The sequence below is a fragment of the Acinetobacter sp. CY81 genome, assembly GCF_059515925.1.
Map to the genome: position 1 here is coordinate 120,192 of NZ_JCAKNC010000001.1, position 13,015 is coordinate 133,206.

Consider the following 13,015-nt stretch of genomic DNA (forward strand, 5'->3'; position numbering starts at 1 on the left):
ACCTTAAGACGGTAAGTGCTGAATTTTCCAAGAACGGTGAATCTTGGTATTACGTTTGAAGTCTAGACCGATGGTTTCATTGGTCAATTCTTCAATGTCGTAGAATGCTTTGATTTCATCATCCAACTCAAAACCACGATAGTTATTTGAGAAGTAGAGCGTACCACCTGTCGTTAAACGGTTCATCGCACGTTTGATCAGTGATAAATGGTCACGTTGAATATCAAATGTACCATGGAACTTTTTCGAGTTTGAGAATGTTGGTGGGTCAATGAAGATGAGGTCATATTGTTCATGACCTTCTTTTAACCATTCAAAACAATCACTTGAAAAGAATTGATGCTGTTGATCTGCATGATCTACAGTTAAACCATTGAGTACATAGTTTTCCTTAGACCAATTCAAATAAGTATTAGACAAATCGACACTAGTCGTGCTCGCAGCACCACCTAAAGCAGCATGTAAGCTTGCTGTAGAGGTGTAACTATAAAGGTTTAGGAAGTGTTTGCCTTTTGCTTCAGCAGCGATACGTAGACGAATTTGACGGTGGTCTAAGAACAAACCAGTATCAAGATAATCGGTTAAGTTCACTAAGATTTTTGCTTTGCCTTCTTGAACGATAAAACGCTTAGAAGCAGTACTTTGTTTAGTGTACTGAGTTTTACCTTCTTGGCGTGCACGAGTTTTGATGAAGATCGCATCACGACCTAGACCTGTTACAGCACGAATTGAAGCTAAAGCGAGGTTAAAACGCTTTTTCGCTTTTTCAGGATCAATGGTTTTAGGTGGCGCATATTCTTGAACGTGTAAACGATCACCATACAAATCCACTGCAACGTTAAAATCAGGTAGATCTGCATCATAAATACGTAAACAGTAGATGTTTTCTTTTACTGCCCATTTCTTTAAGTTTTGCATGTTCTTTTGCAAACGGTTGGTAAAGTCTTCAGCACCTTCGATTTTTTCGAATTGCTGAGGCTGCCACGTTTCTAAAAATGGTTTTGAAACGGTTGCAGGTTTGATCAAACCTGAACGAATGTAGATTGGTAATTTACCATTCATCAAACGTAAAGTGAGCGGTTCTTGAATGGCCAATACATCGGCTTGCTCGATTTGAGCAGCAATGATTGCAGTCATTTGATTTGGGAAATGCTTTTGTAAAAGTGCAGATAAGCCTAAGTAGAACGAACGGCTTGAACCACGATCACCTAAACGTTCACCGTAAGGTGGGTTAGTGACGATAAATGATTTTTTGCCTTCCGTTTGGAAATCTGGCCAATCCGCTAAAGTACGTTCTTCGATTTGAATTTGATCAAGTAACGATTCAAAACCAGCCGCACGAATGTTTTGTTTGGTTGCCTTAACCGCTTCCCAGTCCGCATCAAATGCATAGAATTTTGGAAGTGGTTTTTCTAAAGCAGCTTTATGGCGTTCAGCGGCTTCACCTTTAATAGACATCCATAGTTCATGGTTATGACCATTCCAACCATTGAATCCGAAACGACGTACCAAACCTGGTGCACGATCAGTCAGCATCATGAGTGCTTCAATAATGAACGTCCCTGAACCACACATCGGGTCAAGGAAAATATCTGGGTTTTGCTCATGAAGTTTTGCACGACGCAAAATCGCTGCTGCCAAGTTTTCTTTGATTGGTGCATCAGTCATGTATAAACGGTAACCACGTTTATGCAGTGAATCACCTGATAAATCTAAGCAGAAAGTATGTTCTGTCTTACCTGCAAGCACGTAAAGCGTGATTTCAGGTTGTTTAATATCAATACTTGGACGTTTACCCACAGCTTCCATGAACGAGTCAACAACACCATCTTTTACACGTAAAGTTGCGAATTGACTGTTTACTTTGATTTCACGTTCGATATGCAAACGTACTGCAAAGGTAGATTGTGGTGCAAAAATAAGCGACCAATCGAAGCTGTTTGCACCTTCATAAAGCTCTTCTGCTACATCACGTGCATCGTGGCTAAATTCAATTTCGTGTGTATGAATTGGCGTTAATACGCGAGATGCCAAACGTGACCACATACATACGCGGTATGCATCTTCAAGTGTGCCTTTAAATACTAAACGTCCTGGAAGTCGTTCAATGTTTTGAACCCCTAAACCTTCAATTTCTTCTTGAAGTAAGGTTTCTAGCCCATCTGCACAGGTGACCCAATATGTAGAAAGACGTGGTTTCGAATTCATGAACATTTTCCAAAGACAATTAAAGCAATCGCGTATTTTAACGTATTTTAACGATCAAAGCTTTTGAAATTAGAACAAAGCGAGCCTTAAATTTTAATTATTTATTATTCATTTAATTTTTGATGAGAAATGGTACGAATATTGCTGAACGAGTTGGATTTTTTATTGAATCAAAACAATGGGGTGGAAATAATATGTGGGGAAATATGGATATCCAACAGTCAAATGATAAATTTTCTACAGCGACACTTTTATATGCACGATTAAGACGTGTGACAAGTCGTGTGATTGATGTCATGTATTTAACGGAAAATAATGACTATGCGCGTTATGTGATTGAACTGGCTTTGGCAACCAATGATTCTGAGTTAAAACGTTTAGCCTTGAAGTTAGACCATTTATTACCCAATCAGTCATTTGAAATGAATAAAGAAATCATTAAAACTCAGAGTGCACCTCAACACTTGAATAGTGTGCAGAGCAGTGAACCGACTCAAGAAGATATTTATCAGCATCAAGTGTCGCATCGCTATATTGGATCTCTGCGTTAATTCAAATTTTAGGGTTTAAAAAGTTATTCACTGAAACTTTTAATCAAATTAATTGGGCGCTATTACTGTTCTCTGAATATTCGCATTGTTATATCCTTGAAAAAAATAGAATAGGTCACTATTTAAGAAAAATAATGATTCAAAGATATAACAATGTTTAGTTTAATTTTTTTCAATGTTCACTTTTTCTTTATCCATGTCTATATCACCTGGGCCCGTTAATATTACGATTCTCAGTAGTAGTATGAATTATGGTCTGAAGCAGACTTTTGCATTTATTTCAGGTGCAACCATAGGATTCACCGCGTTATTGGCAGCCGTGTGTTTTGGTTTGTACCAAGTTATTTCACTCTATCCAATCTTACTCAATATCATTACTGTGCTTGGTACAGTGTTATTGGTGTGGATGGGTTGGAATATCGCAAGAGCTCAAGGTGAATCAATTCAGACAGATCAGCTTGAATTACCCAAAGCACCGACTTTTATGCAGGGTGCTTTATTACAATGGTTGAATCCTAAAGCATGGATTGCAGCAGTGTCTGGGACAGCTCTATTTTCTGCATCGCATAATGCACTTTATTTGCTTCTGTTTATTCTCATTTACTTTGTGGTTTGTTATTTATCCTTATTGATTTGGGGATATGCAGGTCAAAAGCTCGCGGTATTTTTAAACCAAGGTTCTCGTATGAGACTGTTTAACATGGCTATGGGCGTGCTGTTAATGTTTATTGAATTACAAATGAGTTGGTCACATTTTTATGTTTAGCTAATAAGCTTGATTAATCGGTTTGCATCGTTGCCGTTGAGTTACGATTAAATAGCTTCCCTAAACTTTAATAAAAACATCAATAGTTTTGTGTTGAGACTAAATGGTGAGGTTTGCTTTAACCTAAATTAATAAAAATGATCCAAAATCTCGAAATATTTACAATAACAATCATTTTGATTACCTATGAGGTTACTAGATTATGATCGGGCAATGCCTAAGCAAATTAATTGTAATTACTCTACTGATCTGTACGATAAACTTAGCTATTGCGAATGAACATTCAGATTTAGTTTCATATGTTCCTTCATATGCATTCTTTAATCATGATCGTACAGCTGCTGTTTCAACTCAGAAGAAAAGAAAAGGCACTCAGGTTTTTGTTTTTCTAAAGAGTGATGAACAATTCATAAAATTAGATATTAGCGCTGTAGAAGGAATGAATCTGGGTAAGTTAGGACGGCATAGTCTTGATTATTATGATCGTGTTGAGTCTAAGCCTACGGAGTGGATTGTTCGTGATGATGATAAATTTCAAATTAATATCCAAACACGAGCATGGAAAAATGGTAGAAGAATGACCGTACTCGAGTGGGTACTGATGGATCGTGATGCGAAGGTTCTTTGGCGATAGTCTATTGGCTCTGATCATAGCCAATAGTTTGCAACTCAATTACTAAAATTTGTTTAATTTAAATATTTGAAAATTAATAATAAGTATCGGAAATTTTGATTTTAAAGTGATTGATATTAAATCAATCAATGAGTGGGGAGACTGCCAATTCATAGCAATGTCTGTATAATACGTTGACTTAACGTATAAGGAATCTCTCATGCACTTGGCGTCGTTACATACCCCGAGTCAGATTCAGCTGAACCAAGATGGACATTTAAAACATTTCCTCACCATCGAAGGTCTCTCCAAAGAAACGCTTACAAAAATATTAGATACAGCGAATTCTTTTTTTAATGAACAAAACCAATTGATCACCACGCCATTGCTTGAAGGGCGTACCGTGATGAATCTCTTCTTTGAAAATTCCACACGTACTCGTACTACTTTTGAAGCTGCTGCAAAGCGCTTATCTGCCAATGTTTTGAATATTGATATTGCACGTTCAAGTACGTCTAAAGGTGAAACTTTAAGAGATACGCTTTGGAACTTGGAAGCAATGGCGGCTGATATTTTCGTGGTACGTCATTCATCTTCAGGTGCAGCACATTTTATTGCGCAAACGGTTTGCCCTAAAGTAGCCATCATTAATGCAGGGGATGGTCGTCATGCGCATCCGACTCAAGCAATGTTGGATATGCTGACGATTCGCCGTGAAACCCAAAAGAATTTTGAAGATATTTCTATTGCCATTATTGGTGACATCAAGCATTCACGTGTTGCACGTTCGGATGTTGCAGCTTTACAAACTTTAGGCTGTAAAGATATTCGTGTGATTGCACCGAATACCTTGTTGCCTTTCGGTTTTGAAGAGTATGGCGAAGGTGTACGCCTGTGCAATGACATGGAAGCAGGGATTAAAGACTGTGATGTGATCATTACCTTACGTATTCAAAATGAACGTATTGATTCACCAGCACTCGCTTCACAAGCTGAATTCTACAAAATGTATGGCTTGAACAAAGAACGCTTAGCCATGGCAAAACCAGATTGTATCGTGATGCATCCGGGGCCAATGAACCGTGGTGTTGAAATTGATTCAAGTATTGCTGATGGCCCACAAGCTGTGATTTTGAATCAGGTGACCAATGGTATTGCTGTACGTATGGCAGTACTTGCATTGTCTATGCAGGGTCAGTTACAGGAACAGGGTTTAATTGAAGCGATTGCGGTTTAAGGAATAAGTCATGACTATTGTAAAAATTGAGAATGTACGTGTCTTAGACCCGATCAACAAATCAGATAGTGTCAAAACTGTTTTTATTGAAAATGGTAAATTGGTTGCTGAATCGCAAAATGTAGCAGAAACGATTGATGGTCAAGGCAAATGGTTAATGCCAACCATGGTCGATCTATGTGCGCGTTTACGTGAGCCGGGTCAACAACAGCATGGGACATTGAAGTCAGAAGGTCGTGCAGCTCGTGAAAATGGTATTTTGCATGTGTTTACGCCACCTGATTCGCAACCGATTGTGCAAGACAATGGCGCGCTGATTCATGGCTTAGTTGAAAAAGCGATGTTAGATGGTGGCATCTATCTTGAAGTCATTGGTGCGCAAACACAGGGCTTGAAGGGCAATCAGCCTGCCAATATGGCTGCGCTTAAAAAAGGTGGCTGTACAGCGGTATCCAATGCTTCAGCAGCATTTGCAGATGATGATGTAGTACTTCGCACCATGGAATACGCAGCGGGTTTGGGTATGACCATTGTGTTTTATGCGGAAGAACCTCAGATTGCTAAAGACGGTTGCGTGCATCAAGGTTTTATCGCATCTCGCCAAGGTTTACCGATGATTCCTGCACTTGCTGAAACGATTGCGATTGCTAAATATCTATTGATGATTGAAGCAACTGGTGTACGTGCCCATTTTGGCTTGCTGTCGTGTGGTGCATCGGTTGAATTGATCAAGATTGCAAAAGATAAAGGCTTAAATGTGACTTGCGATGTAGCGATGCATCAATTGCATTTAACCGAACAACTCATTGATGGTTTTAATTCGTTGGCGCATGTACGTCCACCATTACGCTCTGAAAATGACAAGCAATTATTGCGTCAGGGATTAAAAGAGGGTGTGATTGATACGATTTGTACGCATCATGAGCCATTAAGTAGTTCAGCAAAATTAGCACCCTTTGCAGAGACTCTACCGGGGATCACTGCATTTGATACTTATGTACCATTGGGCATCCAACTCATTAATGAAGGTTTATTTGAACCTTTAGAATGGGTTGAGAAAGTCACTGTTTCTGCAGCAAAAGTTGCAAATATGTTAGAACGTTGGAAAACAGAATCTGGCTGGGTATTAATTGATCCTCAACTCGAATGGGTTGTTGCGAAGGACACAATATTGTCTCAAGGAAAGAACACGCCATTATTGGGACAAACACTTATTGGAAAGACTGAACGAGTTTTTGTTGTTTAACTTTCCTAAATTAAAAGTTCAATAAAATCAAATAATAAAGCTGGATTAATTTCGGCTTTATTATTGTAATTTTATGTTGTGTTTATTTATACTTCTGTAACTTTGAGGGGTGTACAACAAAATGAAAATCAAATCTAAACACAAAATTTTGATCTTAAGTATGGTTTGCCTTAGCCTTTCCGGTTGTGGAACAATCTTTTCGAAACATCTTCAGTGTGATGATGAATCAGCAAATCAATTGATTCATACTATTTTAAAAGATGATTTAAACAAAAGCTTGGAAAATGAGTTAAAGCAATTGATTTCAGCAGGAAATATTAAAGATCTAGACCCTGCAAAGCTAAAACTTACTGCACAAAATATCCAATTTTTGACTACAGATAGTCGTACAGATTTTATTGATCCAAATAGCACTAAAACTCAGTGTTCAATTGATTTGAATATTAGTATACCGTCAGATTTGGTTAAAAAGTCTGATGAAGCACGATCAAAAGTAGATGTCCAAAATGTTGAGTCACAGGCTAATGAGCTTGGAATAAATTTTACAAATAATAAAGTTGATCTCATTTTAGAATATGTTTTACAACCTTCCGATAGTGGTGAAAAAGTATTTGCAGTTTTAAAAAATACTCAAAATATTAACACTTTAGTTGCCGATACTCTGACCTATGCATTTTTAAAACCACAGATTGAAAAAAATCAAATTCGCTTAGAAGAAGAGCAAAAAAAAGCAGCTGTAAACACATCAGTTTATTCCGATGCTGAGTATGCAGCACAAGAAGCTGTAGACGCAGCTTATGAAGCTACTCTTCCCGCTGATGAAGCATATTCTGAATACTAATCAGGAGTATAAAAAATGAAATCTAAATTAGTACTCACTGCATTAAGTATGTTGATTGTGACGGGATGTGACAAAGTTGCAACGCTAACTGGTTCAGGTGTTAAGTGTGATAATGAAACAGCTAAGGAATTAATCGTTGAAAGCTTTAGTAAAAAACTAAGTGATGCATCTGCAGAACGAGTTAAGAGCTTGATTGCTTCTGAAAATATCACGATTGATATGGGTAAATTACGTGCATCTTTAGCAAATGTAAGTTTTAATGTTAATGATATTAGGACAAATAATTCAGATCCAAACAGTAAGAAAGAATATTGCGTAACGACTTTTGTTGTAAATCTTCCGAGTAATATGATTAAAGATGCAAATGATGCTCGAGATGTATATGGTGAAGTTAATGTTGCTCAATCTGCAGTCTTATCTGATTTATCATTAGAATCCAATACTTTAAAAACATCACTTGATTATATGGTTCAACCTACCGATGATGCTAAAAAAGTATTTGTACAATTAGAAAATGGTGAAAGTGCTGCATATTTTGTTAGAGATGTAGTTATTGATTCTTTATTAAAATCAGCTCGTTTAAATGCGGCTGAAGTAGCGAAACAAGAAGAGATCCAACGTCAAGTAGAAGAAGAGGCTGCTACTAAAGAATATCATTCAATATTAATAAGTGAAGCACAAACCAAGTTAGATAGTGCTAATGAAAACTTAAATTTAGTTTGGAATTCAACATCAAAAGAGGTTCGAGATCATTTGTTGGATGAACAAAAAATTTGGTTAAAAAAACGTAGTCTTGAATGTAAGTTAGATAGTAGTAATACAGATAATCCTGAAGTTTATCGTCTAAATTGCGAAGCAAATATGACGGATCAGAGAACCACAGCACTTAGACAAAAAATATACTATCTTGAATATTAAGTTTGATGTATTCACGAATTTTAAAAAGAAAGGAGTCAGCCTCGGCTGGCTTTTTTATTACATGCTTAAAATAATCATGATCTTGTTAAATGTGTTAATGATCAAATAACATACATAATTATAATAAATATTATAGACAATAAGGATTAGTATTCTGAAGTATAACTTTAAAATAAAATGAATAAGGAGCGAGAAATGGATTTAATTCAATTACTCAAAGATCGAATCATTCCTATTGTGTTAAATCAAGATAATAACCAACAGGATCCTAGTTTATATCAAGAAAAAAGCACGGCTGTCGCTACATTTATCCCAATATTATTATCCATATTTAAAGCAAAACCTGAATTGATTCATACGCTCCAAAATAGTTTAAGTCCAAACTTATCCGATATTTTTGGACATGATCAACTCACCAAAAATCATTTTGTAGAAGCATTTAATCAAAGCTCATCTCCTGCTGAAACAGAGTCATTGTTGAGTCAAACCATTGCGCCAACTTTAGGAGCCGTGTCTGATTTAGCAGGAAGTTCGGATCAAAATGCGATTTTGCATTATTTGGATCAAAATTTAGATTCGATAAAATCTGCTTTACCGCTTTGGGCTACGTCATTGCTTGGTGGGTTAGGGGTTGGGGCATTTGCTACTCAGGCTACACACGCCAATCCGATCCCGCAAGTCGCTTCACACGAAGCGCCAAATCATGTTTCTACACCAACGTCTACACCTGTTGCTCCACCAGAAAAAGAAAAATCAGGTTTATTGTTGCCATTAATTGCTTTGATTATTCTAGGAATATTGGTCAGTTTGTTTTTACGCTACTGTAATAACAAAGATGAGACGGTGGTAAGCGGTGATCCAACTGCGGTGACCAATGCAACGGCACAGCCTGCTTTTTTCCAACTCAATACCAATGCAGCAGGTGAGTTAGTCACTTGCCAAGCAAGAATCGGTAATCCAAGTTTTGTGGAAAATATTCAAAAAGAAGTGAAACAGTTATTTAATCATCCGATTGGTTGTGGCATTGATTCAAGCCAGCAGTACCATGCAGAACTGATTGATCAAAATGCGTTATCAAGCGTGATTAAACTGCTTAAAGGTTCGCCGAATACCACCTTGACATGGACGGGTAGTGAAATTGCACTACAAGGTTCGGATGCAAATGTAATCCAAGCTTTAGCAGGTAAAATTAAAGCGATTACACCGAATTTGACTGTCAAAACACAGCAAGGCATTGATGTGAGTCAGGCTGTGAATACCAGTATTGGTGATGCAGAAAAAGCATTGGCTAGTCTTAATCCAGATCAAGTGAAACCCATAGATATTGCGACAGCATTGAATTTGCAAATTATTAATTTTGCAACGGGTTCAAATGATATTCCAGATGCAAATAAATCGGTATTGGATCAAGCAGCGGCACTCATGAATCGTGTACCTAATGTAGAACTGACGGTTAAAGGTTTTACAGATGCAACAGGTGATGCAAATGCTAACAAATCATTGTCACTTAAACGTGCACAATCTGTGGCGGATTACTTAGTATCTAAAGGTGTCGATCCAAGTAAGTTAAATGCAGTAGGGTTTGGACAAGAGAACCCGATTGCGGATAACACAACCGATGAAGGCAAGTTTAAAAATCGCCGTATTGAATTTGAAGTGACTAATACAGAAACAGGTGTACAGCGTGAAGTTACTGGTGAAAGTGTTAAGCAAACCAACTGAATTTAATCGTTAGCTTGATATTGAGCTCATTAGAAAAGATCACTTTATTGTGATCTTTTCTAATTTCTAGTCGTAAAAATGAGAATATTTTGATTTAATGTCATCAAAAATAACGACAATAAGGTCACAAAATGAATAAAATTTTATTAATCAGTGTTATAGCTACAGCATTGTCCATTTCAGGATGCGATAAATTCAAACCGAAAAAAGAAGAAACTGCACAAACAGCAAATATTGAGTGGAGTTGTACCAATGATAATCACATTAAAGGGTTGCAGGCATTTCTTAAATCAGAGTATCTAAAAAAAATAGATCGTAGTTTGCGTGATTCTGATTATTACACGGCTGATGAAGCTCTATTAAAAACGATTAATGAAAATTTAAAATTTGATATTAAAAATATCCGTACAATCACCCAAGACACTACCAAAACCTCACAACTAGAATGTGAAGGTGAGCTGGTGGTGAATTTCCCTAAAGGTCTACAAAAACGCGCTGAAAATGCCTTTTTAGAACAGCACAATGATTGTGAAGAAGGGTGTGGTGACGAAGGTGGAATGGCTTACCGAACCCTGAATGATTATTTAGAAAATCGTGAAGTTCCATTAACCATTAGCAGTGATTTAGTCAAAGGCAATTTCAAGTTTGATGTGCTGAAAACAGATAAAGAAGGTATTACTGTAAATGCACAACATCAAAATGAAGTACTCGATGCAGTGGTACTTGTCACAGTGAAAGCTGTGCAATATGAAGCTTATGTCAAAGAAAATGAAGAAATACGAGCTCGTGAAAATCTAAGCAGCGAAAAAGAAGCCGCTCAAACTGAGCTTGCATTAAAAGCAATGAATATTCGTAAGAAAGAAATTGATGCAGACAAAGCAAAAGTGGTGGAGCGTTTAAACCAAACGTGGGATCGTTTTAATGATGAGCAAAAGGCTCAATTAAAACAAGATCAGGCAGATTGGTTTGAAAAACGTGACGTGGACTGTAAGGTGATTTCACAAAAACGTATTTACGACATTTCTGAGAGTGAGCGTGAAACCTACCAAAAACAGTATCAATATTGGGATGATGCACTACAGGCTCAAAATACTGAAATGCAATATGATAAATGTTTTACACAACGTACAAATGAGCGCATTGTCTATTTAAATAATGTGTTTAATTAATAGATACAGGATTAAATCGGTTTAATTCAAAACGATCTAAAAAGGGATGAATTGATTCATCCCTTTTTTATTGGCATGCTGTGAGCTGAATAAGATGAAGGAATTTAGATGCGTATCAGTCTAATTGGTGCAGGGCGAGTTGCTACACACCTAGCCCGTGTGCTGTATAAGCAAGGACACGAAATCGTACAAGTCTATAGCCGTGATGTGAACCATGCAGAAGCCTTGGCATCGGGGATAAGTGCTGATGCTGTATCGGATATAACACAATTAAACACCGATATTGATTTGGCGATCATTGCAGTCAGTGATCAGGCAATATCTCAAGTGATTGAACAGCTTTCAAATGTATTGAAGGATGTACTGATCGTACATACTTCAGGCAGTACCAATCTTGCTGTACTGACTCAATATCATTCACGTTCAGGGGTATTTTATCCACTGCAAACTTTTAGTTTAGAGCGTGACGTGGATTGGGCGAACACGCCATTATTTGTTGAGGCGGTTCAAACTCAAGATTTAGATGTTTTAAATACACTTGCTCAAAGTCTAAGCTCGCGTGTCTATCAATACGATTCTGAGCAACGCTTGAGTTTGCATTTGGCAGCCGTTTTCGCTTGTAATTTTAGTAATTATTGTTATGACATGGCAAAGCAAGTGGTGGATGCAAAACAAGTGGATTTCAGTTTGCTTTATCCATTGATCTTAGAGACTGCAAAAAAAGTCACAGCGCATGATCCGAGGCAAGTCCAAACTGGTCCTGCAATGCGTGGTGATCAGAATATTTTGAATATGCATCAACAGATGCTAGTGGATTCAGGCCGTGAGGATCTACAGCAATGCTATCAAATGATGAGTGAGCAGATTTCAAAACGACAACCATCATAAAAAAGAGCTTCAGTTGAAGCTCTTTTTTTGAATCTGATAAATCAACCCTGATTAATTAATTTTCTTAAAGTAGAAGTCATTAATCTTGTGACCTTCTTCTAAACCACGGCGTTCAAATTTAGTTTGAGGGCGCCAGTCTGGGCGAGGGTAGCTATTGCCTTTACCTGCCAAGTTTTCAAGATTTGGACGGTTGTCTAATACATCTAACATCCATTCTGCATATGGTTCCCAATCCGTTGCTGAGTGGAAAGTACCGCCCATTTCAAGTTTTTGTTCAACCAATGGCATACGGTCATGTGAAACGAAACGACGTTTGAAGTGACGTTTTTTCTGCCAAGGATCTGGGAAGTACAATTGAACAGCATTGATACTGTTGTCAGGCATTTCACGTAATACTTGAATGGCATCTGCATCAAGTAAACGTAGATTGGTTAAACCTGCCATGCCAGCTTCATATACGCACTGTGCAATACCTGGGACATGCACTTCGATACCGACATAATTACGCTCAGGGTTGGCTTTCGCCATAAGCACCAATGAACGACCCATACCAAAACCGATCTCTACAGTTAATGGACGTTCTGGATGCTCAAACTGTTGGCGAAGGTCGCCTACAGGATATTCCAAAATCATATGACCATATTGTTCAAGCGCAGTACGTTGTGAAGTATTCAGTGGCGATGAACGGCGCATAAACGTCACAATTTCGCGATTCTCGTTCAAGTTGTCTAATTCTACAACTTGCGGGTCTAATTGATCGTTCGACATAAATTGGCAAATGAAAAAAATTTGAATGCGGTATTTTAAGTGCTCAGCATATCAAGTCAAATTATTTAGGGGAATTCAGCCTATTTTC

Annotated in this window: 12 protein-coding genes; 10 read left to right on the plus strand and 2 right to left on the minus strand. The window is 37.6% G+C overall.

Annotated features, from left to right (window positions below; all coding sequences use genetic code 11):
• Positions 1 to 3: 3 nt before the first annotated feature.
• Complete coding sequence (gene rlmKL / locus AC5YDM_RS00565) at positions 4 to 2,208, minus strand: bifunctional 23S rRNA (guanine(2069)-N(7))-methyltransferase RlmK/23S rRNA (guanine(2445)-N(2))-methyltransferase RlmL (protein WP_496150182.1); 2,205 nt, start codon at positions 2,206 to 2,208, stop codon at positions 4 to 6.
• 194 nt (positions 2,209 to 2,402) lie between these two features.
• Between rlmKL and AC5YDM_RS00570 the strand changes: the two genes are divergently transcribed.
• From AC5YDM_RS00570 to AC5YDM_RS00615, 10 genes are all read left to right on the plus strand, one after another.
• Positions 2,403 to 2,759 (plus strand): hypothetical protein, encoded by a 357-nt coding sequence (locus tag AC5YDM_RS00570; RefSeq protein ID WP_496150539.1) that lies wholly within the window; start codon positions 2,403 to 2,405, stop codon positions 2,757 to 2,759.
• 196 nt (positions 2,760 to 2,955) lie between these two features.
• Positions 2,956 to 3,525: a LysE family translocator gene (locus tag AC5YDM_RS00575; protein WP_496150183.1), complete on the plus strand. Its 570-nt coding sequence runs from the start codon at positions 2,956 to 2,958 to the stop codon at positions 3,523 to 3,525.
• A gap of 202 nt (positions 3,526 to 3,727) precedes the next feature.
• Positions 3,728 to 4,159: a hypothetical protein gene (locus AC5YDM_RS00580; RefSeq protein WP_496150184.1), complete on the plus strand. Its 432-nt coding sequence runs from the start codon at positions 3,728 to 3,730 to the stop codon at positions 4,157 to 4,159.
• Between the two features lie 199 nt (positions 4,160 to 4,358).
• Positions 4,359 to 5,375 (plus strand): aspartate carbamoyltransferase catalytic subunit, encoded by a 1,017-nt coding sequence (locus tag AC5YDM_RS00585; RefSeq protein WP_496150185.1) that lies wholly within the window; start codon positions 4,359 to 4,361, stop codon positions 5,373 to 5,375.
• Positions 5,376 to 5,385: 10 nt separating this feature from the next.
• Complete coding sequence (locus AC5YDM_RS00590) at positions 5,386 to 6,621, plus strand: dihydroorotase (RefSeq protein WP_496150186.1); 1,236 nt, start codon at positions 5,386 to 5,388, stop codon at positions 6,619 to 6,621.
• 121 nt (positions 6,622 to 6,742) lie between these two features.
• Positions 6,743 to 7,462 carry a hypothetical protein gene (locus AC5YDM_RS00595; protein WP_496150187.1) on the plus strand — a complete coding sequence of 240 codons (720 nt, stop codon included), beginning with the start codon at positions 6,743 to 6,745 and terminating at the stop codon, positions 7,460 to 7,462.
• A 15-nt stretch (positions 7,463 to 7,477) separates the two neighbouring features.
• A complete protein-coding gene (locus AC5YDM_RS00600; RefSeq protein WP_496150188.1) occupies positions 7,478 to 8,380 on the plus strand; it encodes a lysozyme inhibitor LprI family protein in 903 nt (300 codons plus the stop codon).
• A gap of 195 nt (positions 8,381 to 8,575) precedes the next feature.
• The gene (locus tag AC5YDM_RS00605; RefSeq protein WP_496150189.1) at positions 8,576 to 10,102 is read left to right on the plus strand and encodes an OmpA family protein; all 1,527 of its coding nucleotides are present in this window, start codon (positions 8,576 to 8,578) and stop codon (positions 10,100 to 10,102) included.
• A gap of 131 nt (positions 10,103 to 10,233) precedes the next feature.
• A complete protein-coding gene (locus AC5YDM_RS00610; RefSeq protein ID WP_496150190.1) occupies positions 10,234 to 11,271 on the plus strand; it encodes a DUF1311 domain-containing protein in 1,038 nt (345 codons plus the stop codon).
• Between the two features lie 108 nt (positions 11,272 to 11,379).
• Positions 11,380 to 12,159 (plus strand): Rossmann-like and DUF2520 domain-containing protein, encoded by a 780-nt coding sequence (locus AC5YDM_RS00615; protein WP_496150191.1) that lies wholly within the window; start codon positions 11,380 to 11,382, stop codon positions 12,157 to 12,159.
• 51 nt (positions 12,160 to 12,210) lie between these two features.
• Here the strand turns inward: AC5YDM_RS00615 and trmB are convergent, their stop codons facing one another.
• On the minus strand, positions 12,211 to 12,927 hold the full coding sequence (gene trmB, locus AC5YDM_RS00620; protein WP_496150192.1) for a tRNA (guanosine(46)-N7)-methyltransferase TrmB: 717 nt from the start codon (positions 12,925 to 12,927) through the stop codon (positions 12,211 to 12,213).
• Between the last annotated feature and the right edge of the window lie 88 nt (positions 12,928 to 13,015).